The following is a 22,269-nucleotide window of genomic DNA, read 5'->3' on the forward strand; positions in this document are numbered from 1 at the left end:
TTTGAGCACTGCCCAGGTCCAAAATGGCAAGTAAAATAGCCTGGTGGGATAGGCTCTAAAATGGAAAAGGCGGGACCTGCCCGCCTTACGGTACTAAAACAGTATCAATTGCCCTGCAACCGCCGGGCGTCAATCACATCCGGCAGTTGATTGAGCTTGGCCAGCACCCGGCCCAGCACCTGCAGGTTGTAGATCTCGATGTCCATGTCGATGGTGGCGAGCTGCTGTTTCACGTCGCTGCGGCTTGAAACCCCCAACACATTGACCTTTTCGTTAGCCAGAATGGTGGTGATGTCGCGCAACAGGCCGCTGCGGTCGTTGGCGGTCACCCGAACCACCAGCGAATAGCCGCTGGAGTAGCTTTCGCCCCATACCGCTTCAACGATGCGCTCCGGCGCGTGACTGCGCAGGTCGTCGAGCTGTTCGCAGTCCGCACGGTGAATGGAGATGCCGCGCCCGCGGGTGATGAAGCCGATGATATCGTCGCCCGGAATCGGCTGGCAGCAGCGCGCGATGTGGTGCATCAGGTTGCCGACGCCTTCCACCACCACCCGGCCGTTGTCTTTAGCGCTGGCGCGCTGGGCCGGTTGCTGGGATTTCTGCGTCAGCTGGCGCAGCGCTTCGCGATCCTGCTCTTCCGCGCTCGGCTGGTTCACTTTCGACTGCAGGAAGTTAACCAACTGATTAAGACGGATATCGCCGCCGCCGATGCCGGCCAGCAATTCATCCATCGAATTGATGTTGTAACGCGGCAACAGCAGTTTTTCCGCCATCTTCAGGCTCACGCCGAGATGCGCCAGTTCATCATCCAGAATCTGTTTACCCGCCAGGATATTCTTGTCGCGATCCTGCTTGCGGAACCAGTTGTGAATTTTGGAACGCCCGCGGCTGGTGGTGATGTACCCCAGATTGGGGTTCAGCCAGTCGCGGCTTGGGTTCGGCTGCTTCTGGGTGATGACCTCTATCTGGTCGCCCATCTGCAACTGGTAGGTGAACGGCACGATACGCCCGCCCACCTTGGCGCCGATACAACGGTGGCCGATGTCGCTGTGGATGTGGTAAGCAAAATCCAGCGGCGTGGAACCGGTCGGCAAATCCACCACATCGCCTTTGGGGGTAAACACGTAGACGCGGTCGTCGAACACCTGGCTGCGCACTTCGTCGAGCATTTCGTCCGAGTCGGCCATCTCTTCCTGCCAGGCCAGCAACTTACGCAGCCAGGCGATACGCTCTTCGTAACCGGAACGTCCGCTGGTGGCGGCGCCTTCCTTGTATTTCCAGTGCGCGGCGACGCCCAGTTCAGCATCCTCGTGCATTTGCCGGGTACGAATCTGGATTTCCAGCGTCTTGCCGCCCGGCCCCAGCACCACGGTGTGGATCGACTGATAACCATTGGGCTTGGGGTTGGCGACATAGTCGTCGAACTCGTCCGGCAGGTGACGATAGTGGGTATGCACGATACCCAGCGCGGCGTAGCAATCCTGCAACCGCTCCACCACGATACGCACCGCCCGCACGTCGAACAGTTCGTCGAACGACAGCGATTTCTTCTGCATCTTGCGCCAGATGCTGTAGATGTGTTTGGGGCGGCCATACACCTCGGCCTTCAGTTCCTCTTGCGCCATAGAGGCGCGCAGGTTTTTGACGAAATCGTCGATGTACTGCTCGCGGTCGATACGACGTTCGTGCAACAGTTTGGCGATGCGTTTGTACTCATCCGGGTGCAGATAGCGGAAGCAGAAATCTTCCAGTTCCCATTTGAGCTGGCCGATACCCAGCCGGTTAGCCAGCGGCGCATAGATATTGGTACACTCTTTGGCCGCCAGCACGCGCTCTTCTTCCGGCGCATCCTTCACTTCGCGCAGGTGGGCGATACGCTCCGCCAGCTTGATCACCACGCAGCGGAAGTCTTCCACCATCGCCAGCAGCATACGGCGAATATTATCCACCTGCTCGGAGGCCATCGAATCGTGCTGGGTGGCTTTAAGCTGGCGAATCGCATCCATATCGCGCACGCCATGCACCAGATTGACGATATTCTTGCCGAAGGTTTCCCGCAGCGTATCTTCGTCCACCACGTTGGCGTCCGCCAACGGGAACAGCATCGCCGCGCGCATGCTGTCGTTATCCATGCTTAGCGTGGAGAGGATTTCCACCATCTCGATACCGCGCCACAGCAGCAGCATCGCATCAGGGTGACCTTCTGTCTTTTCTTCGCAGTAGCGCCAGGTTTCGGCGAGACGCTCGCACGACGTTTTACTGGCGATACCCAGGGAGGCAATCCACGCGTCCGGCACGAACTTGCCTTCCGTATTCAAATGCGCACTTCTTACCGCAACCATAATCTCTCCCTACTTTACCGAGCCATCGGAACCAAGCAAAAACAGTGCCATCGACTCAAGATGTCCGGTATGTGGAAACATATCCAGCATGGCCAGCCGGGCCAGACGATAACCGGCAGCCATCAGCACCTTGCTGTCCCGCGCCAGCGTGGTGGGGTTACAGGATATATACACCACCCGCCGGGGAGCCAGTTTCACAATCTGCGGCATCACTCCCGGCGCGCCGGCACGGGCCGGATCGAGCAGTATCTTATCAAATCCCATCGACGCCCACGGTTGCCGGGTGACGTCCTCTTCCAGGTCATGATGATAAAATGTGACCTGCGTCAGCCCGTTACGTTGGGCGTTCTCCCGCCCTTTTTCCACCAGCGCCGCCACGCCTTCGACCCCGACCACGCTGCCGGCGCGCGCAGCTAGCGGCAGGGTAAAATTGCCCATGCCGCAAAACAGATCGAGCACCCGGTCCTGCGGCTGCGGGTCCAGCCACGTCAGCGCCCGTTCCACCATACGCTGGTTGATGTCGTCATTGACCTGAATAAAATCCCGCGGGCTGAACGCCAGCGACAACCCGGCGATGCGATAAGACGGCATGTCGCCGTGCAGGCATTCCAGCGCGCCGGCTTCCGGCGTCGCAAACAGCGCCGTGCCGTGCCGGGCGGCAAACGCCGTCAGCGCCTGCCGGTCGGCGTCGCGCAACGGATCCAGATGACGCAAAATCACCAGCGGCCCTTGCTCGGCCAGCACCAGCTCCACGTGCCCGAGCCGCCGGACGGCCTGCAACTGCCCGAGGCAGTCGCGCAACGGCGCCAGCAGCGCCTCCAGCTCCGGGCGCAAAATCGGGCAGGCGCCGATATCCACCAAATCGTGCGATCCCGCCTGCCGGTAGCCCATCTGCAACCGGCGCGTTTTCGCCTGATAGTATAATGCAAGGCGCGCGCGACGGCGGTAGGCGTAGGCCGATCCGGCGATCACTTCCGGCTCCGGCGGAACGGCGCCGGTTTCCCGCGTCATCAGGTGTGTCAGCGCGGCCGCCTTGCTGCGATGCTGCAGCGGCTGGCTGGCATGCTGCTGCTGACAACCGCCGCAAACGGAAAAATGCGGGCAGCGCGGCGTCACGCGCTCGTCGCTGGTGGTCAACAACCGCCGCAGCCGGGCATGGGCAAACTGGCGTTTCTCCTCCGTCAACTGCACCTCGGCCTGCTCACCCGGCAGCACACCGGGGATGAACAGCGTTTTTCCCTGATGGCGGGCTACTCCCTGTCCGAATGGATCCAGATCATTCGCCGTCACGGTAAGGGTTTGCCGGGTCGTCACGCGCCGGTTTGGAGAGTAGAATTGCGCCATAAGTGTGCTGTCATTGATTTAATGGAATAGTCGACCTTAATTGTCCCACATTGGAACCTCATGACCAAATACAGTCTGCGCGCACGTATGATGATACTGATTCTGGCCCCGACCATGCTTATCGGGCTGCTGCTCAGTAGTTTTTTCGTCATCCACCGCTATAACCAGTTGCAGGAACAGTTGGCCGACGCCGGCGCCAGTATCATTCAACCGCTGGCGGTCAACAGCGCCTATGCCTTGACCCAACGTCAGCCGGAATCGCTGCGGCAACTGGTCAATATGCTGCATCGTCATCACTCCGGCATTGTGCGCACCATCAGCGTATTCGACGCCCGCAACCAGCTGATTGTCACCAGCAACCCCAACAATCCACACGGCCAGTTGTTACAGGTGCCGTCCGGCAACCCGTTGCCGACCACTCTGCGGCTGCAAAACGAAGAAGAGTGCCTGGTGTTGCAGATGCCTATCGAAAACGAGGGCGAAGTCTCCGCGGGTACGATTATCAGCCGGCAGGCGCCGATGGGTTATGTGGCGGTCGAGTTGGATTTGAACACCATCCGGTTGCAGCAATACCGGGAGATGTTCATGGCCGCGATGCTGTTGCTGTTCTGCATGGGCGTGGCGATGCTGCTGGCTTATCGATTGATGCGCGATGTGACCATTCCCATCCGCAACATGGTGGAAACGGTGGATCGTATCCGTCGCGGCCAGTTGGACAGCCGGGTGGAAGGCCACATGCTGGGCGAGCTGGACATGCTGAAAAACGGCATCAACTCGATGGCGATGTCGCTCACCGCCTATCACGAGGAGATGCAGCAAAATATCGATCAGGCCACCTATGACCTGCGCGAAACGCTGGAACAGATGGAGATCCAGAACGTTGAGCTGGATCTGGCCAAAAAGCGGGCTCAGGAAGCGGCGCGCATCAAATCCGAGTTCCTGGCCAACATGTCCCACGAACTGCGCACGCCGCTTAACGGCGTTATCGGTTTTACCCGCCAGACGCTGAAAACCCAACTGACGTCGACCCAGAAGGATTACCTGCAAACCATCGAGCGCTCCGCCAACAATCTGCTCAATATCATCAATGACGTGCTGGACTTCTCCAAGCTGGAAGCCGGAAAACTGGTGCTGGAGAACATCCCGTTCTCGCTGCACAACACGCTGGATGAAGTGATTATGCTGCTGGCGCATACCGCTCATGAGAAAGGGCTGGAACTGACGCTGAACATCCAGCATGACGTGCCGGAACAGTTCGTCGGCGATCCGCTGCGTTTGCAGCAAATCATCACCAATCTGCTGGGCAACGCCATCAAGTTTACCGAACAGGGCAACATTGATATCCGCATCGAAAAGCGCAGGCAGGAGAGTGTGCAGGTGCTGCTGGAAATCCAGATCAAGGATACCGGCATCGGTATTGCCGAAGCGCAGCAGACCCAGCTGTTTCAGGCGTTCCGTCAGGCAGACACCAGTATTTCACGCCAGCACGGCGGCACCGGCCTGGGGCTAGTGATTACCCAACGACTGGTACGGGAAATGGGCGGCGATATCAGTTTCCACAGCAAACCGAATCAGGGCACCACCTTCTGGTGTACCGTCAACCTACAGTTGAACCCGCACGTGCTGGAACCCGATTATCACTTTGATCGTTTACAGGGCAAACATCTGGCCTACGTGGAAGCCAACCCGGCGGCGGCTCAGGCAACGCTGGATATTCTGGTGCATACGCCGCTGACCGTCAGCTACAGCCCGACGCTGGAACAGTTGCCGGAACGCACCTTCGACATCCTGCTGATCGGCGTACCGATCCACTACCGCAATACGCTGCTGGATTTCACACCGCTGATTCGTGACTTCTGCCGTCTGGCATCCTGCGTGATTCTGGCGCTGCCGAGCATGGCGGAAATGGAAGCGGAACAGCTGAAATCGTTCGGCATCCACGCCAGCCTGAGCAAGCCGATTACGGCGCCGCGGCTGTTGGCGATGCTGCAGGATAACAGCCTGTTTAGTCAGGACAGCAACGAACTCGCGCTACCGCCGCCCACCATGTCGTTCAGCCGTTTGCCGCTCAGCGTCATGGCGGTGGACGACAACCCGGCCAACCTGAAGCTGATCGGCGCGCTGCTGGAAGAACAGGTGGAGAACATCATTCTGTGCGAAAGCGGCGCCGACGCCATCGCCCGCGCGCAGGGCACCCATCTGGATATCATTCTGATGGACATACAGATGCCCGGCATGGACGGCCTGCAGGCCAGCGAGCATATCCGCCAACTGTCGCAGCATACGCATACGCCGATCGTGGCGGTAACCGCGCACACCATGAGCGGCGAGCGCGAAGTGCTGCTGCAATCGGGTATGGATGATTATCTGTCCAAACCCATCGACGAACAGATGCTGCGCCAGACGCTGCTGCGCCATGCCTGTAAAACACTAAGCGAACCGCCCGCGCTGCCGCCGCCGGCGGTCACGGCACAGTCGCCGCTGTCGCTGGACTGGGACCTGGCGTTGCGACAGGCTGCCAGCAAACCGGATCTGGCGCGCGACCTGCTGGTCATGTTGCTGGATTTTCTGCCGGATGTGCGTCAGCAGGTGGACGCGGTGCTGGTGGGGACCCCACCGGACAATCTAGTCGACATCATCCACAAACTGCACGGTAGTTGCAGCTATAGCGGCGTACCGCGGCTCAAGCAGATCTGCCACTGCCTCGAACAGGCGCTGCGCAAAGGCATGTCGGTTGATGAACTGGAACCCGAATGGCTGGAGTTGATGGACGAAATGGCGAATGTGGAAAAAGCGGCGCGCAAACGGCTGGAAGCCTCAGCCTGAAACGCCGGCCGGCGATTTAAAAACAGAATGCCATCAGGCAGGCGGATGCACGCAAAGGCAGCGCCTGCCGGTTGGTCAGCCGTCGCGGCGACGGCCAGCGACGAGCTCAGGAAATCGCCTGCGCCAGTTTGATGGTGGCGGCAATATTGCGTGCGGTCATCCGTACATTGTCGGCGGCGTTATCCAGCGCTTCCTCCAGCGAACAGATGTTGTAAAGCACGCTGAATACCGCATCCAGCCCATGATCGTGCACCACGCCCACGTCGGCCGTCAGGCTGCCGGCAATGCCGATCACCGGTTTGTGGTAGCGTTTAGCCACAGAAGCGACGCCAATCGGCACCTTGCCGTGAATAGTCTGACTGTCGATACGGCCTTCGCCGGTGATCACCAGCGACGCATCCCTGACCAGTTCATCCAGCCCTAACGCTTCGGTGACAATCTCGATGCCGCGACGCAATTCCGCGCCGCAAAACGCCAGCAACGCCGCGCCCATGCCGCCGGCGGCGCCTGCGCCCGGCACCGGCTCCACGTCGATGTCCAGATCGTGGCGGATCACTTCCGCATAGTGCCGTAATGCCTGATCCAACTGTTCCACCATCGCCTTGGTGGCGCCTTTCTGCGGCCCGAACACCGCCGACGCGCCCTGTTTGCCGGTCAGCGGATTGGTGACATCGCAGGCCACCTCAAACCGGCACTGCCGGATACGCGGGTCCAGCGAGCGAGTATCAATGTGCGCTAGTCGCGCCAGCTCAGCGCCGCCAAACCCGATCGGCTGCTTCGCGTCGTCCAGCAACTGCGCGCCCAATGCCTGCACCATCCCAGCGCCGCCATCGTTGGTGGCGCTGCCGCCGATGCCGATAATACAGTGGCGAACGCCGTGATCGAGCGCGCAGCGAATCAGCTCGCCGGTGCCATAGCTGGTGGTCAGCAGCGGATTACGCAGGTGCGGCGGCACCCGTTCCAGTCCGCTGGCGGCCGCCATCTCGATGAACGCCGTTTTTTCATCCCCTGACAGCCCGAAAAAAGCGTCGGTATCATCGCCCAGCGGACCGGTGACGTTCACCTTGACGATTTTTCCGCGGGTTGCCGCCACCATGGCCTCCACGGTTCCCTCCCCCCCATCGGCGACCGGCAGTTTTACGTAGCTGGCGTCGGGGAACACCTCCCGAAAGCCGGCCTCAATCTGCGTCGCCACTTCCTGGGCGGATAAGCTCTCTTTGTAAGAATCCGGTGCGATAACTATTTTCATAAACGACTCGCGTCATCAACTACCCGCGCTGTAGGCTGTGTCCCGCAATTATTCGCGTCGCCGACGTAGAACCAGGGCCAAGTCACAGTGTCCCGCCTGACGCGGCGCGTGTCTGGCTTGCCAAACTACGCGGTTCGCGTCCGCTCTCGCTGCGATTTGACCGCCAGCCGCTGTCACGCACAATTGCGGGACACAACCAGGAACCGGCGCAAGTCAAAAATGTTCCGTTAACCGGGCGGCCCCGCGCCTTGTGCCGGCGCCGCCCCGTCAACTACCGAGTAACTTCCACTTTCGCCAGTTTCTCGTAATAACGAGCCAGCGCGCTGTGGTCGGCGCTGCCCAGATCGTCGGCCTTCAGCGCCTGCATCATTTCCATCACCGCGGCGGTCAGCGGCAACTGCGCCCCGACGCCGTGAGACGTATCCAGCGCGTTAGCCAGATCCTTGATATGCAGATCGATACGGAAACCGGGCTTAAAGTTGCGGTCCATCACCATCGGCGCCTTGGCATCCAGCACGGTGCTACCTGCCAGACCGCCGCGAATCGCCTGATACACCAGGTCCGGATTCACGCCGGCTTTGGTCGCCAGCACCAGCGCTTCCGACATGGCGGCGATATTCAGCGCCACGATGACCTGATTCGCCAGCTTGGTGACGTTGCCCGCGCCGATATCGCCGGTGTGCACCACCGAACCGGCCATCGCCTTCATCACCTCATAGCTGCTGTCGAACACCGCTTTGTCGCCGCCGACCATCACCGACAGCGTACCGTCGATCGCTTTTGGCTCGCCGCCGCTGACCGGCGCATCCAGCATAACGACGCCTTTTTCCGCCAGCGCCGCGGCAATTTCACGGCTGGCCAGCGGGGCGATAGAACTCATGTCGATCACCACCGCGCCTTTGCGCGCGCCCTCGATCACGCCGTTCTCACCCAACACCACCTCTTTTACATGAGGCGAGTTCGGCAGCATGGTAATCACGATATCGCTCTGCTCAGCGACCGCTTTCGGCGTTTCAGCCGAAGTGGCGCCCGCCGCGACAACTTCGGCGACCGCCGCGCTGTTTCTGTCCAGCACGACCAATGAGTAACCCGCTTTGATCAGGTTTTTGCTCATCGGTTTGCCCATGATACCCAGTCCAATAAAACCAATTTTCATTGCGATAACCTCGTTGTCCATTCAGTGACATGGTCAGATATGTTTACGGCCGATGCGGCCCTGATTAATCCAAGTTACTTTTTGAATTTGTCGCACAGCGCCTGCGTGGCGCCGCGGAACACGCCCAGATCGCTGCCCACCGCCACAAAACGCGCGCCCCATTCCAGATAACGGCGGGCATCCGCTTCCACCGGCGCCAGAATGCCGCTCGGCTTGCCGTGGGCGGCGGCGCGTTCAAAGATGTGGCGAATCACTTTCTGCACTTCCGGATGATTGGGCTGCCCCAGATACCCCAGCGCGGCCGACAGGTCGCCCGGGCCGACGAAAATGCCGTCAACGCCGTCCACCGCGGCGATCGCGTCCAGGTTGTCCACCCCTTCCTGCGTTTCGATCTGCACCAGCACGGTGATGTTGTCGTTAATGGTGGCGAAGTAGTTCGGTTCGGTGCCGTAAGCGTTGCTGCGATGTCCAACAGACACGCCGCGAATACCGGCCGGCGGATAACGGGTCGACGCCACGGCGCGGACGGCCTCCTCTTCGCTTTCCACAAACGGGATCAGGAAGTTGTAGAAGCCGATATCCAGCAAACGCTTGATGATTACCGGCTCATTACAGGGCGGACGCACCACCGGCGCGCTGTGGCTGCCTTTCAGCGCCATCAGTTGCGGAATAAAGGTGTTGATGTCGTTCGGCGCGTGCTCGCCGTCCAGTACCAGCCAGTCAAACCCCGCCAGCCCCAATACCTCGGTGGAAATCGGATTACCCAGTGCGCACCAGCAACCGATCAGGGTTTTCCCCTGCTGTAAATCCTGGCGAAATTGGTTAGGCAATAGTGGCGTCTTCATGTTTTGTCCTTACTCTTTACCTCGCCGCCCCGGATGGGCGGCGCGTCTTAATTAACGAACAACGATGGGTTAACGAACCAGACAGGGGCGTTTATTATCAAACGTCCATTTGGGAACCAGGTACTGCATGCCGACGGCGTCGTTACGCGCGCCCAACCCCATGTTTTTATACAGCTCATGAGCTTTCATTACCTGATCCATATCCAGTTCGACGCCCAGACCCGGTTTCTTCGGCACTTCGACCATACCGCCGACGATTTGTAACGGTTCTTTGGTCAAACGCTGATTACCTTCCTGCCAGATCCAGTGGGTATCAATGGCGGTGATGCGGCCCGGCGCGGCGGCAGCCACGTGGGTGAACATCGCCAGTGAAATATCAAAATGGTTGTTGGAGTGCGAACCCCAGGTCAAGCCCCACTCATGGCACATCTGCGCCACGCGCACCGACCCTTGCATGGTCCAGAAATGCGGGTCCGCCAGCGGGATATCCACTGATTGCAGGGAAATGGTGTGCCCCATCTGACGCCAGTCGGTGGCGATCATGTTGGTGGCGGTGGGCAACCCGGTGGCGCGGCGGAATTCCGCCATCACTTCACGGCCGGAGAAGCCCTGTTCGGCGCCGCACGGGTCCTCGGCGTAAGCCAGCACGCCGCGCAGTTGTTTGCCGAGGCGAATCGCTTCCTCCAGCGACCAGGCGCCGTTCGGGTCCAGCGTGATGCGCGCCTGCGGGAAATGTTTGGCCAGCGCGGTCACCGCTTCCGCTTCTTCGCTGCCGGCCAGCACGCCGCCTTTCAGTTTGAAATCGTTGAAGCCGTATTTTTCATACGCCGCTTCCGCCAGACGCACCACCGTTTCCGGCGTCAGCGCCTCTTCGTGGCGCAGGCGATACCAGTCGCATTTTTCATTCGGCTGGCTCTGGTACGGCAGGTCGGTCTTGTTGCGATCGCCGATGTAGAACAGATAGCCCAGCATCTCCACCGCGTCACGCTGTTGACCGTCGCCCAGCAACGCCGCCACCGGTACGTTCAGGAACTGCCCCAGCAGGTCCAGCATCGCGGCTTCAATGCCGGTTACCACGTGAATGGTGGTGCGCAGGTCGAAGGTTTGCAGGCCGCGGCCGGAGGAGTCGCGGTCGGCGAACTGGTTGCGCACCGCGGTCATCACGTTTTTGTATTCGCCCAGCGTTTTACCCACCACCAGCGCGGCGGCGTCTTCCAACGTCTGGCGGATCTTCTCGCCGCCGGGAATTTCACCCACACCGGTATGGCCCGCGTTGTCTTTGAGGATCACGATATTGCGGGTGAAGTACGGCGCGTGAGCCCCGCTGAGGTTTAGCAACATGCTGTCGTGCCCGGCGACAGGGATCACCTGCATACTGGTAATAACCGGGGTGGAACTTTGCGACGTCATGATAGTTTCCTTCTGTTAAAACGTTGAATTCTTAGGTAACTCACGTCCGAATACCGGGCGTTTGCGATCAAACTTCCAGCCGGGGATCAGGTACTGCATGGCCGCCGCGTCATTACGCGCGCCGCTCGGCAGTTTTTTGTGCAGCTCATGGGCTTTCATCACCTGTTCCATATCCAGTTCGATACCCAGCCCCGGTCGCTCCGGCACCTTGATTTTGCCGTTCACAATCTGCAGCGGTTCTTTGGTCAGATGCTGGCCTTCCTGCCAAATCCAGTGGGTGTCGATCGCCGTCGGCTTACCGGGCGCCGCGGCGCCTACGTGGGTGAACATCGCCAGCGAAATGTCGAAGTGGTTATTGGAGTGGCAACCCCAGGTCAACCCCCACTCGTCGCACAGCTGCGCCACTCGCACCGCGCCATGCATGGTCCAGAAATGCGGGTCCGCCAGCGGAATATCCACCGACTGCAACATCACGGCGTGGTTCATCTCACGCCAGTTGGTGGCGATCATGTTGGTGGCGACCGGCAAACCGGTGGCGCGACGGAATTCCGCCATCACCTCGCGGCCGGAGAAACCCTGCTCGGCGCCGCACGGATCTTCGGCGTAAGTCAGCACACCGTTCAGGCCCTTGCACAAGCCAATCGCTTCATCCAGCAGCCAGGCGCCGTTCGGGTCCACCGTGATGCGAGCATCCGGAAAACGCTTTTTCAGCGCCTTGACGGCGTCGATTTCCAGCTCGCCCGGCAGCACGCCGCCTTTCAGCTTGAAGTCTTTGAAGCCGTAGCGATCGGCCGCCGCTTCCGCCAGCCGCACCACCGATGCGCTGTCCATCGCCTTCTGATGACGCAGGTGATACCACGGATGCTTACCCTGCTCGCCTTCAAGATAAGGCAGATCGGTTTTGGTGCGATCGCCGATATAGAACAGGTAACCAAGCACCGTCACGTCGTCGCGCTGCTTGCCCGGCCCCAACAATTCAGCCACCGGCACATTCAGGTGCTGACCCAGCAGATCCAGCAGGGCGGCTTCCAGTGCGGCGACAGCGTTGACCCGCAATTCGAACGTCCAGGCGCCGTTGCCGAACGAGTCGAAATCCGAAGACTGGTTGCCTTTGTGAACCTGATGCACCAGATGGTTCATGCGCGCCACCTGCGCGCCCACCACCAGTGGGATTGCCGCCGTCAGCGTGTTGTAAATCACCTCGCCGCCCGGCGCTTCGCCTACGCCGGTGTGCCCGGCGTTGTCTGTCAGAATCACGATGTTACGGGTGAAATACGCCCCGTGCGCGCCGCCAATATTGAGCAACATGCTGTCATAGCCCGCGACGGGGATGACTTTCATGTCGGTAATGACAGGGGTGTCTTGCGTACTGCTCATAGTCTCATCCTTACCCTACATCATTGGGGTTTGTAGGGTTTCAATTCGATGCGCTTGATATCCTGCACGATGAACAGGAAGCTCAGAATCGCCACCAGCGCATGGATACCGACGTAGATCAGGCCGCCGTTGAACGAACCGGTGCTGCCGACGATGTAGCCGATGGCAATCGGAGTCACAATGCCGGAGATGTTGCCGAACATGTTGAACAGGCCGCCGCTCAGGCCGCTGATTTCTTTCGGCGCCGTATCCGCCATCACCGCCCAGCCCAGCGCGCCGATGCCTTTGCCGAAGAACGCCGCCGCCATCACCGCAATCACCACCCATTCCGTGGTGACGTAGTTACAAACCACCATCGACATGGAGAGCAACATACCCAGCACAATCGGCGTCTTACGGGCAACGGTAAGTGATTGGGTGCGACGCATCAGGTAATCGGAAATCACGCCGCCCAGCACGCCGCCCACGAATCCGCAAATGGCCGGGATCGACGCCACAAAACCGGCTTTCAGAATCGACATACCGCGCGCCTGAACCAGATACACCGGGAACCAGGTAATAAAGAAGTAGGTCAGCGCGTTGATGCAGTATTGACCAAGATAGACGCCCATCATCATGCGGGAAGTCAGTAATTGTTTAATCTGATGCCACTTCTCGCCGCGGGCGACCTCTTTTTTCGTCGCCGACACATCCATGTTGACCAGCGCGCCGCCCGCTTCGATGTACTCCAGTTCCGCCTTGTTCACGCTGGGGTGATCTTTCGGGTCGTGAATCACTTTCAGCCACAGGAAACTGATAACGATGCCAAGACCGCCCATGAACCAGAATACGTGCGCCCAACCCACTTCGTGCGTCAGCCAGCCCATGATGGGAGCGAAGATAACGGTGGCGAAATACTGGGCGGAGTTAAAGATAGCGACGGCGGTACCGCGCTCCTGCGCCGGGAACCAGGCCGCTACAATGCGGCTGTTACCAGGGAAGGACGGGGATTCGCACAACCCGACCATAAAGCGCAGCATAAACAGCGAAATCACGATGGCTGAACCGTGGAACAGATCCACGAACCCTTGTAACAGGGTAAACAGCGACCAGGTGAAAATACTCCAGAAATAGACTCGTTTGGAACCGAAGCGGTCAAGCAGCCAGCCGCCGGGGATTTGGCCGATGACATAAGCCCAGGAAAACGCGGAGAAGATATAGCCCATGCCCACGGCATCAAGACCAATCTCTTTGGACATGGCGGAACCGGCGATGGAGATCGTGGCGCGGTCGCCATAGTTGAATGACGTGACAATAAACAGCATCACGACAATCCAGTAACGGGCGTTGGTTTTCTTTTGTAATACGCCTGCTGCTGTGCTGACGGTATTCATGATGAACTCCTACTTTCAGATAGCGGTTAGCTCATTCATTCCGAATAACAACACAATGTATAACAACACAATGTAGGGTTGGGTTACCAGAATGAAATCAAGAGTCGGTAATAGTTTGAAACCTGAGCAAAGGAACAAACAGAACAGCAAAAATAAACCACGAGACCTCTTCGACTTCTGGAGAGAATTATAAAGGGCGACTTTGGCAGCCTCACTGGACAAGCGCCCAACAATTACCGCCATCACCAACACGGATCATTGCAATCGCCCAACGGATTGGGAGTCATTTCACGAAAACGCCGTTTTTTGTCGTTCTGGTCGCAGAGCATGGTGGTGCCGATAAGGAAGGAAAAACGCGGGGAACGGAATAATGTGACAAGTCTCACTGCCTATTGTTTCTTCGCCAGAGAAATTAAGCACAGTGCATCAGGATGTCGGTCAATTGCATAATGCCTGTTGGCAGAAAGCTCACCTATACTGGTGCCGAGCAAAGTCATTATTAGCAGTAGCAGCGAAAATAAACCGCGCGTTATAACTTTAACCAGCGTTATAAACATATGAAGGTTAACATCATGTCAGATAACATAACAAAGGGTGTGGCCAGTGAGCGGCCGCTTTATATCAAGGTCCATGAGTCTGACAATGTTGCCATTGTCGTCAACAATAACGGCCTGAAAGCCGGCACCCGATTCAACTGCGGCCTGGAACTGAAAGAACACGTACCGCAGGGTCACAAGGTCGCATTAAGCGATATCGCCCTCGGCGCGTCCATCGTCCGTTACGGCGAAATCATCGGCTACGCCCTCAGGGACATCGCCCGCGGCAGTTGGATCGATGAGTCGTTGGTGGAATTGCCCAACGCCCCGGCGCTGGAAACACTGCCGCTGGCGACTCGGGTTCCACCTGCACTGCCACCGCTGGAAGGTTATACCTTTGAAGGCTACCGTAATCCGGACGGCAGCGTCGGCACCAAAAACCTGCTCGGCATTACCACCAGCGTCCATTGCGTCGCCGGCGTGGTGGATTACGTCGTCACGCTGATCGAACGCGACCTGCTGCCCCGTTACCCCAACGTGGATGGCGTGGTGGCGCTGAACCATTTGTACGGCTGCGGTGTGGCGATCAATGCCCCGGCCGCGGTAGTGCCGATTCGCACCATCCATAACCTGGCGCTGAACCCGAACTTCGGCGGCGAGGTGCTGGTGGTCGGGCTGGGTTGCGAAAAACTCCAGCCGGAACGCCTGTTGCAGGGCACGCCGGATGTGCAGGCCATCTCACTGGACGACACCAGTATCGTGCGGCTGCAGGATGAACATCATGTCGGTTTCAAATCGATGGTGGACGATATCCTGACCATGGCGGATAAGCATCTGCAACAGCTCAACCGCCGTAAGCGCGAAACGGTGCCGGCTTCCGAACTGGTGGTCGGCATGCAGTGCGGCGGCAGCGATGCCTTTTCCGGCGTGACCGCCAACCCGGCGGTGGGATTCGCCTCCGACTTGTTGGTACGTTGCGGCGCCACGGTGATGTTTTCCGAAGTCACCGAAGTCCGTGACGCCATCCATCTGCTCACGCCACGCGCCATCAATGAAGAAGTGGGTAAACGCCTGCTGGAAGAGATGGCCTGGTATGACGATTATCTGGACAGCGGCAAGACCGACCGCAGCGCCAACCCGTCTCCCGGCAACAAGAAGGGTGGCCTGGCCAACGTGGTGGAAAAAGCGCTGGGGTCTATCGCCAAATCCGGCACCAGCGCGATTGTCGAAGTGCTGTCGCCGGGTCAGCGCCCGACCAGGCGCGGTCTGATTTACGCGGCCACGCCGGCCAGCGACTTTGTGTGCGGCACGCAGCAACTGGCTTCCGGCATCACGGTGCAGGTCTTCACCACCGGACGCGGCACCCCTTACGGGCTGAAAGCCGTGCCGGTTATCAAGATGGCGACCCGCACGGCGCTGGCGGAACGCTGGCATGACTTGATGGATATCAACGCCGGCACCATTGCCACCGGCGAAGCCACCATTGAGGATGTGGGCTGGCAGTTATTCCGTTTTATTCTGGATATCGCCAGCGGCAGGAAAAAAACCTGGTCCGATCAATGGGGCCTGCACAACGCCCTGTCGGTATTCAACCCGGCGCCGGTTACCTGATACGCCTATTTACGCGTTAACCACCCACGCGTTAACCGCCCCGCTCGCCACCGGATGTTTGATCCGGTGGCGAGCGTTTTAAAATATTTCCCGCCCGCAACCTTTTATTAATTAGCTATATCATCCACGTAAATTTATTTTCGATAGAAAATAGCCAGCCGTTCATTTCATTGCGTCACCATTTAATTTCACTTAATAATTCGCACTATTGCCTTTTATTTTCACAAAGCACTTTTTCGTTACTGCTGTTAATAAAACGTTTTTATTGTGATCTCGGCTTTAAGAAAAAATAGAACAATATTTAATAAACCCAAATAAGGTAAAAAAAACGCCGCTCAAAAAATGATTTCATTGACAACACAAAGACGCAAAGCATAAATTCCCCCTTACAAAAAAATGGAATAACTTTACTCAGGGATGCTTTGAAATTTAAAGCGCCCTTTTTTTCGTATCTTTTAACCTTGTGTTAAAAAAAATAAAAATGATGATTCAACACACCTCTCAGCCCGTGTGATTAATCAGGCCGTGCTCACACGTCGGCCCTTCTATTCTCACGATATATTATTGATACACAGCATCGGGGTTTCCAATGAGGGTTAATGCACCTATTACACAACAGGAATACCTGTTGGATGACGGCACTACATTAATGTCGACCACGGATGTTAAAAGCCACATCACTTACGCCAATTCCGCCTTTATCCGCGTCAGCGGTTTTGATGAACATGAATTGATGGGAACGCCGCACAATATTGTGCGTCATCCGGATATGCCTGTCGAAGCCTTCGCCGACATGTGGTACACGCTGCAGCAGGGAGACAGCTGGACCGGTCTGGTTAAAAACCGTCGCAAGAACGGCGATCATTACTGGGTACGCGCCAACGTCACGCCGGTTTATCACCATAATCAGCTCGCCGGTTATATTTCGGTGCGCAATACCCCCAAAGCGGAAGAAATTCAGGCGGCGGAACCCTTGTACGAAGCAGTACAAAGTAAGCAGGCGCGCCATCTTCGGTTTTATAAAGGACTGGTGGTTCGAACCGGTGTGTTCTCGGTTCTGTCGCTGTTCCAGCGGCTATCGGTACGCTCACGGTTACGACTCGCGGTCCTGCTTGGCGGTCTGGTGCCGCTGGCGCTGACCTTACTGGGTTGCGGCGCGACGACGTCGATTGTCGCTACCCTACTATTGATGGTAACGATCGATCGGTTTCTGCAACGGCAAATCGCGCATCCGCTGCGTTTGATTCTGCGCCAGGCGCAACAGGTGGTGTCAGGTCGCCGGGCGGACAGCATTCATCTCAACCGGGTGGATGAAATCGGCCTGCTGCTGCGGGTGGTCAATCAGTTCGGGCTGAACCTGCATTCGCTGGTGGACGACGTCGGCACGCAGGTCGCGGGCATCAACAGCGTCAGCCAGCAGTTAGCCGACAGCAACGGCGATCTGAGCGCGCGCACCGAGGAAACCTCCGCCAATCTGCAACAGACAGCGGCAGCCATCGAGCAGATTACCGTCGCGGTTCAACAGAGCGCGGACACCGCCACACAGGCGACCCAAATGGCGCAAAACGCCAGCCTGTCCGCCAGTAAAGGCGGCGATATCATGGCTGAAGCAGTGGGCATGATGGAGGCGATTTCGAACGCCAGCCGCAAAATCGTCGATATCATCGGCGTCATCGACAGCATCGCGTTTCAGACCAACATCCTGGCGCTCAATGCCGCGGTGGAAGCGGCGCGGGCCGGTGTGGAAGGACGCGGCTTTGCCGTCGTAGCGGCGGAAGTACGTAGCCTGGCGCAGCATTCCGCGTCTGCCGCCCGCGAAATCAAAACGCTGATCGATGCCAACATGACCAGCGTTGAAAACGGCAGCGCGCTGGTGGACAAAGCCGGTCTGCATATTCAGGACATCGTCAACGACGTGCAACAGGTCGCGACCATGATCAGCGAGATCAGCAACGCCACCCGCGAACAAACCGCCGCGCTGTCGCTGATTAATGACTCCATTGCCCAGATCGAGCAGATGACCGCCGGCAATACCGGTATGGTCGATCAGTCAGCCGAGTTCGCCACCAGCCTCAGCAGGCAAGCGCTGCGGTTGACCGATGCGATTAATGTCTACGGGAAATGATTAATGTCTACGGGAAATAATGGTTGGCGCAAAGATACAATTCTTTACGCCTTGCCCCGAGCAAAGGGTAGATAGAATTCGCTTTTTGGTTAATAATCACTCATAAGATCGCGCCAGGTGCCGATAACAGAGATAGCAGGGACAGTCCCCTGCCCAGACGACATAATCAGGAGGATGTATGCTGAGTCCAATTACCAGCTCTGCGTTTGCAGTGATGCCGGTGCCAGCATCCACCAGCGTCGAAACCAACACTGAACAGAAGGTTTCCGATCGCAATCTGCAAAACCTGAAAGCCGCCGAGACATCTGGCGAAAGCACGAAAAAGCAGCAGGAAACCACGATTAACGGTCAGCAGCAGTCGATGCAGGCCCAGATTGTCGTGATGCAGGGTCAAATCGCACAGTTGCAAACCCAGCAAGTGCCGCCGCCGCAGGAAAGCAAACCGCTGGTCAAGCCGGTTGAAGGCGTCAATCGCCCGTCGGCCGAACACGCGATTGATATTTACATCTGATCGGTCGGAACGTGAAATCACATAGCCAAGCCCGCTACCAACCCAGCGGGTTTTGTTTTTCAGGGTGAAGGCAATCTCAATCATTAAAATCACCTCGTAAGCTGCACCGATAACAACATCACGGGTATCACGATTTCAAGGAGATACGTATGGTAGGTTCAGTTGGTTCGGCAACATCAACTCCGGGAGCAGCAAGCACCAGCACCGCAGGCGTTGAACAAAAGGTCGTGCAACTCACCAAGCAGGTTCAGTCCCTGACCAAAGAGCTGGGTACAGTGGCAGCAAAAATGCTCGCAGCTAAGACGGATGAAGAGCGCCAGTTGCTTCAGCAGCAGCAGAAAATGCTGCAGGCGCAGATCCAGCAATTACAGCAGCAGATTCAGCAACTGCAACAGCAAAAAGCCCAGCAGCAATCACAAGCAACGGACATCACCTCGTCCGCTCAGCAGGAAAAGAGTAATCCGCTTGCCGCTGACCGTTCGGTCGATATCTATATCTGATAGACCATTATTCCTGCTGACGCATTTGTATGGTCTTTGTCAGGAAAGCGAAAAGCCAATAAAGATACCACTGTGCTATGCCGATAACGGCATAGCCACTGTGGCTATTTTCAGGAGGAATTTATGGCAAGCTCTATCGGCTCGGCAACATCAGCCGTTTCTGCGTCATCAGGCAGCGGTAGCGCCAGTATTGAGCAGCAGATTTCCCAGTTAAATAAGGAAATTCAAACGCTGTCCAAGCAAGCGGTTAAGCTGACTCAGCAGGTGAAAGACGCAACAACAGATGAAGAACGTAAATTGCTTGAACAGCAGCAAAAGATGATTCAGGCGCAGATCCAGCAACTGCAGGCGCAAATTCAGCAGTTGCAGCAGCAAAAAACACAACAGGCTCAGCAGAATCAGCCGTCGGAGGTTTCCTCCATTCAATCAACCAAGCCTCAGGAAGGCGTTAACGCGCCGACGGATGAGAACAGCATCAATATTTACATCTAATCCCGTGTCTGGCTGATTATCGCCTGAAATGAATGAAAGCATCATTTATCGATATGATTAATGGTGCTTTTTTATTGGGTGAAAGCCTGTGCGGAAGGCAAATAATAGCGACGCCAGAGAGCAGCAAAGAATGCGGTCATCAGCCATTGACTCCCGCTATTAAGGTATCAAGATAGCAATGTACCTGAGATAGCTATGTACCTGAGATAACAATGTATCTGGAACAACAATTGTATCTGAAACAACAATGTATCTGGAACAACAATGTATCTGAAACAACAACGCATCAGGGCTGGGGACGGCGCAGCGGCTTAACCAACCCCTGCAACCCTTCCATCTTAATCGCCAGCGTAATCTGCATCAGTTCCCCTAACCGCCCCGCCGGGAATTCGCCCTTGCGGGCGAACCAAAGAAGATACTCTTCCGGCAAGTCGATCAGCATCCGGCCTTTGTATTTGCCAAACGGCATTGGCGTATTGGCTATCGCCAGCAGATCCGCTTTTTCCATCTTGCCTTCACCCCAGCAGACGCATCATTTCCGCTTCATCAATGACTTCAATACCCAGTTCCTGTGCTTTGGTCAGTTTGGAGCCGGCCGCTTCGCCCGCGATCACCAGATCGGTTTTCTTCGACACGCTGCCACTGACCTTCGCGCCCAGCGCCGTGAGGCGATCTTTGGCTTCGTCACGGGACAACAGCGTCAGCGAGCCGGTCAACACCACGGTTTTCCCGGCGAACGGGCTATCCGAAGCTTCAACATCCACCACCACCGGAGCCGGCCAGTGAATACCGATATTCTCGCTGATTAATTCCTGAATCACCTGCTGGTTGTGCGCTTCGTCGAGGAAATTGCGCACATGGGTCGCCACCACGATGCCGACGTCCTGCACCTGCTGCAGCGCCTCCAGATCGGCGGACTGCAATGCCTCCAGCGTACCGAAATGCGATGCCAGACTGGCGGCGGTCGCTTCCCCCACGTCACGGATCCCCAACGCATACAGGAAACGGGCAAAGGTGGTGGATTTGGCTTTATTCAGCGCATTCACCAGATTCTGCGCCGATTTCGGCCCCATACGGTCAAGTCCGGTAAGGATACCGGCGCTCAGGCGAAACAGGTCCGCCGGCGTCTTGACGTACTCTTTTTCCACCAGTTGGTCGATAATTTTATCGCCCATCCCTTCCACATCCAGCGCACGACGGGAAACGAAGTGCTTCAACGCCTCTTTACGCTGCGCGCCGCAGAACAGGCCGCCGGTGCAACGGGTCACCACCTCGCCGTCCACCCGCTCCAACTCTGAACCACACACCGGGCACTGATCAGGGAACACCACCGGGCGGGCATCCGCCGGGCGTTCGGACAACACCACGCTGACAATTTGCGGGATAACATCACCGGCGCGTCTTACTGCAACCCGGTCGCCAATCTGAATCCCCAAACGCTCGATTTCATCGGCATTGTGCAGCGTGGCGTTGCTGACCACCACCCCGGCGACGGCGACCGGCTCCAGCCGCGCCACCGGCGTAATCGCGCCGGTGCGGCCGACCTGAAATTCCACGTCGCGCAGCCAGGTTAACTGTTCCTGCGCCGGGAATTTGAACGCCACCGCCCAGCGTGGCGCACGGGCGACGAACCCCAGCCGCTCCTGCAACGTCAGCTCGTTGACCTTGATCACCACGCCATCGATATCAAATCCCAGCGTCTCGCGCTCCTGCTCCACCTGACGGTAGAAATCCAGCACCGCGTCGCTGCCGGTGCACAGGCGAATACGATCGCTGACCGGCAGACCCCAGTCACGGAACTGCATCAACCGTTGCCAGTGAGTATCCGGCAGCGCTCCGTCTTCCACCAGCCCAACGCCGTAGCACAGGAAGGTCAACGGGCGGGTGGCGGTGATACGCGGGTCCAACTGGCGCAGCGAACCGGCCGCGGCGTTGCGTGGGTTGGCGAACACCTTGCCGCCGGTGCGGCGCGCTTCCTCGTTCAGGGCTTCGAAACCCTTGTGTTTCATGAACACTTCGCCGCGCACTTCCAGCCGCTGCGGAATATTGTCGCCGCGCAGACGCAACGGGATCGCGCCGACGGTGCGGATATTGGCGGTAATATTCTCGCCGGTGGTGCCATCGCCGCGCGTCGCCGCGCGCACCAGCAGACCGTTTTCATACAGCAGGCTAACCGCCAGCCCGTCAAGCTTCAGCTCGCAGCAAAAGGTCAGCTCGCCATCGTTTTTCAGACGGTCGTTGATGCGCTTGCTGAACGCCAAAAAACTCGTCTCGTCGAAGACGTTATCCAGCGACAGCATCGGCACTTCATGCGCTATCGTGTCAAACGCATCCAGCGGCGCGGCGCCGACGCGTTGGGTCGGCGAATCCGGCGTCACCAGCTCAGGGTGCGCCTGCTCCAGCGTTTTCAGCGCATTCATCAGTTTGTCGTATTCCGCGTCGGGAATTTCCGGCGCATCTTCGACATGATATTTGTACTCGTGATAGCGCAACTGAGCGCGCAGCGCTTCAATCTGCACCGACACGGTGGAGATATCGTCGGCAGGCTTCGACTCTTTTTCCAACATAAACG

At 57.8% G+C, this 22,269-nt stretch carries 16 protein-coding genes; 6 read left to right on the plus strand and 10 right to left on the minus strand.

Annotated elements, in window-relative coordinates; all coding sequences use genetic code 11:
* Positions 1–104: 104 nt before the first annotated feature.
* The gene (gene relA / locus DDA898_RS17070) at positions 105–2,342 is read right to left on the minus strand and encodes a GTP diphosphokinase (protein WP_013319252.1); all 2,238 of its coding nucleotides are present in this window, start codon (positions 2,340–2,342) and stop codon (positions 105–107) included.
* Positions 2,343–2,351: 9 nt separating this feature from the next.
* Positions 2,352–3,686 carry a 23S rRNA (uracil(1939)-C(5))-methyltransferase RlmD gene (gene rlmD / locus DDA898_RS17075; protein ID WP_038911836.1) on the minus strand — a complete coding sequence of 445 codons (1,335 nt, stop codon included), beginning with the start codon at positions 3,684–3,686 and terminating at the stop codon, positions 2,352–2,354.
* 60 nt (positions 3,687–3,746) lie between these two features.
* On the opposite strand from rlmD, the gene barA reads away from it, so the two are divergent.
* A complete protein-coding gene (gene barA / locus DDA898_RS17080) occupies positions 3,747–6,512 on the plus strand; it encodes a two-component sensor histidine kinase BarA (protein WP_038911837.1) in 2,766 nt (921 codons plus the stop codon).
* A 106-nt stretch (positions 6,513–6,618) separates the two neighbouring features.
* On the opposite strand, the gene DDA898_RS17085 is transcribed toward barA, so the two are convergent.
* The 6 genes from DDA898_RS17085 to DDA898_RS17110 form a co-directional block, all read right to left on the minus strand.
* Positions 6,619–7,761 carry a glycerate kinase gene (locus DDA898_RS17085; protein WP_038901947.1) on the minus strand — a complete coding sequence of 381 codons (1,143 nt, stop codon included), beginning with the start codon at positions 7,759–7,761 and terminating at the stop codon, positions 6,619–6,621.
* A 271-nt stretch (positions 7,762–8,032) separates the two neighbouring features.
* On the minus strand, positions 8,033–8,923 hold the full coding sequence (gene garR, locus DDA898_RS17090; protein ID WP_171849882.1) for a 2-hydroxy-3-oxopropionate reductase: 891 nt from the start codon (positions 8,921–8,923) through the stop codon (positions 8,033–8,035).
* 68 nt (positions 8,924–8,991) lie between these two features.
* Complete coding sequence (garL, locus tag DDA898_RS17095; protein WP_013319257.1) at positions 8,992–9,762, minus strand: 2-dehydro-3-deoxyglucarate aldolase; 771 nt, start codon at positions 9,760–9,762, stop codon at positions 8,992–8,994.
* Positions 9,763–9,831: 69 nt separating this feature from the next.
* Entirely contained in the window at positions 9,832–11,172 is a 1,341-nt protein-coding gene (gudD, locus tag DDA898_RS17100) for a glucarate dehydratase (RefSeq protein WP_038911838.1), read from the minus strand.
* A 15-nt stretch (positions 11,173–11,187) separates the two neighbouring features.
* Positions 11,188–12,549: an enolase C-terminal domain-like protein gene (locus DDA898_RS17105; protein ID WP_038911839.1), complete on the minus strand. Its 1,362-nt coding sequence runs from the start codon at positions 12,547–12,549 to the stop codon at positions 11,188–11,190.
* Between the two features lie 20 nt (positions 12,550–12,569).
* Complete coding sequence (locus DDA898_RS17110; protein ID WP_013319260.1) at positions 12,570–13,922, minus strand: MFS transporter; 1,353 nt, start codon at positions 13,920–13,922, stop codon at positions 12,570–12,572.
* A gap of 557 nt (positions 13,923–14,479) precedes the next feature.
* Here DDA898_RS17110 and garD point away from each other — a divergent pair.
* The 5 genes from garD to DDA898_RS17140 all read left to right on the plus strand — a co-directional run bounded on the left by garD (position 14,480) and on the right by DDA898_RS17140 (position 19,697).
* Positions 14,480–16,069, plus strand: coding sequence for a galactarate dehydratase (gene garD / locus DDA898_RS17120; RefSeq protein WP_013319263.1), 1,590 nt, complete (start codon positions 14,480–14,482; stop codon positions 16,067–16,069).
* Positions 16,070–16,658: 589 nt separating this feature from the next.
* Positions 16,659–18,194, plus strand: a complete 1,536-nt coding sequence (locus DDA898_RS17125; RefSeq protein WP_013319264.1) for a methyl-accepting chemotaxis protein — start codon at positions 16,659–16,661, stop codon at positions 18,192–18,194.
* Positions 18,195–18,372: 178 nt separating this feature from the next.
* On the plus strand, positions 18,373–18,705 hold the full coding sequence (locus DDA898_RS17130; RefSeq protein ID WP_022634696.1) for a FlxA-like family protein: 333 nt from the start codon (positions 18,373–18,375) through the stop codon (positions 18,703–18,705).
* 149 nt (positions 18,706–18,854) lie between these two features.
* The gene (locus DDA898_RS17135) at positions 18,855–19,205 is read left to right on the plus strand and encodes a FlxA-like family protein (protein ID WP_038911840.1); all 351 of its coding nucleotides are present in this window, start codon (positions 18,855–18,857) and stop codon (positions 19,203–19,205) included.
* Between the two features lie 123 nt (positions 19,206–19,328).
* Positions 19,329–19,697 (plus strand): FlxA-like family protein, encoded by a 369-nt coding sequence (locus DDA898_RS17140; protein WP_013319268.1) that lies wholly within the window; start codon positions 19,329–19,331, stop codon positions 19,695–19,697.
* Between the two features lie 286 nt (positions 19,698–19,983).
* Here the strand turns inward: DDA898_RS17140 and DDA898_RS17145 are convergent, their stop codons facing one another.
* Positions 19,984–20,205 (minus strand): DUF3820 family protein, encoded by a 222-nt coding sequence (locus tag DDA898_RS17145; protein WP_013319269.1) that lies wholly within the window; start codon positions 20,203–20,205, stop codon positions 19,984–19,986.
* A 7-nt stretch (positions 20,206–20,212) separates the two neighbouring features.
* A complete protein-coding gene (gene ligA / locus DDA898_RS17150; protein WP_038911841.1) occupies positions 20,213–22,264 on the minus strand; it encodes an NAD-dependent DNA ligase LigA in 2,052 nt (683 codons plus the stop codon).
* Between the last annotated feature and the right edge of the window lie 5 nt (positions 22,265–22,269).

This window comes from Dickeya dadantii NCPPB 898, assembly GCF_000406145.1.
Taxonomy (GTDB): Bacteria; Pseudomonadota; Gammaproteobacteria; order Enterobacterales; family Enterobacteriaceae; genus Dickeya; species Dickeya dadantii.

Coding starts and splice junctions, on each gene's coding strand:
- relA (WP_013319252.1), bottom strand. CDS start 2,342: ATGGTTGCGGTAAGAAGTGCGCATTTGAATACGGAAGGCAAGTTCGTG.
- rlmD (WP_038911836.1), bottom strand. CDS start 3,686: ATGGCGCAATTCTACTCTCCAAACCGGCGCGTGACGACCCGGCAAACC.
- barA (WP_038911837.1), top strand. CDS start 3,747: ATGACCAAATACAGTCTGCGCGCACGTATGATGATACTGATTCTGGCC.
- DDA898_RS17085 (WP_038901947.1), bottom strand. CDS start 7,761: ATGAAAATAGTTATCGCACCGGATTCTTACAAAGAGAGCTTATCCGCC.
- garL (WP_013319257.1), bottom strand. CDS start 9,762: ATGAAGACGCCACTATTGCCTAACCAATTTCGCCAGGATTTACAGCAG.
- gudD (WP_038911838.1), bottom strand. CDS start 11,172: ATGACGTCGCAAAGTTCCACCCCGGTTATTACCAGTATGCAGGTGATC.
- DDA898_RS17105 (WP_038911839.1), bottom strand. CDS start 12,549: ATGAGCAGTACGCAAGACACCCCTGTCATTACCGACATGAAAGTCATC.
- DDA898_RS17110 (WP_013319260.1), bottom strand. CDS start 13,922: ATGAATACCGTCAGCACAGCAGCAGGCGTATTACAAAAGAAAACCAAC.
- garD (WP_013319263.1), top strand. CDS start 14,480: ATGAAGGTTAACATCATGTCAGATAACATAACAAAGGGTGTGGCCAGT.
- DDA898_RS17125 (WP_013319264.1), top strand. CDS start 16,659: ATGAGGGTTAATGCACCTATTACACAACAGGAATACCTGTTGGATGAC.
- DDA898_RS17130 (WP_022634696.1), top strand. CDS start 18,373: ATGCTGAGTCCAATTACCAGCTCTGCGTTTGCAGTGATGCCGGTGCCA.
- DDA898_RS17135 (WP_038911840.1), top strand. CDS start 18,855: ATGGTAGGTTCAGTTGGTTCGGCAACATCAACTCCGGGAGCAGCAAGC.
- DDA898_RS17140 (WP_013319268.1), top strand. CDS start 19,329: ATGGCAAGCTCTATCGGCTCGGCAACATCAGCCGTTTCTGCGTCATCA.
- DDA898_RS17145 (WP_013319269.1), bottom strand. CDS start 20,205: ATGGAAAAAGCGGATCTGCTGGCGATAGCCAATACGCCAATGCCGTTT.
- ligA (WP_038911841.1), bottom strand. CDS start 22,264: ATGTTGGAAAAAGAGTCGAAGCCTGCCGACGATATCTCCACCGTGTCG.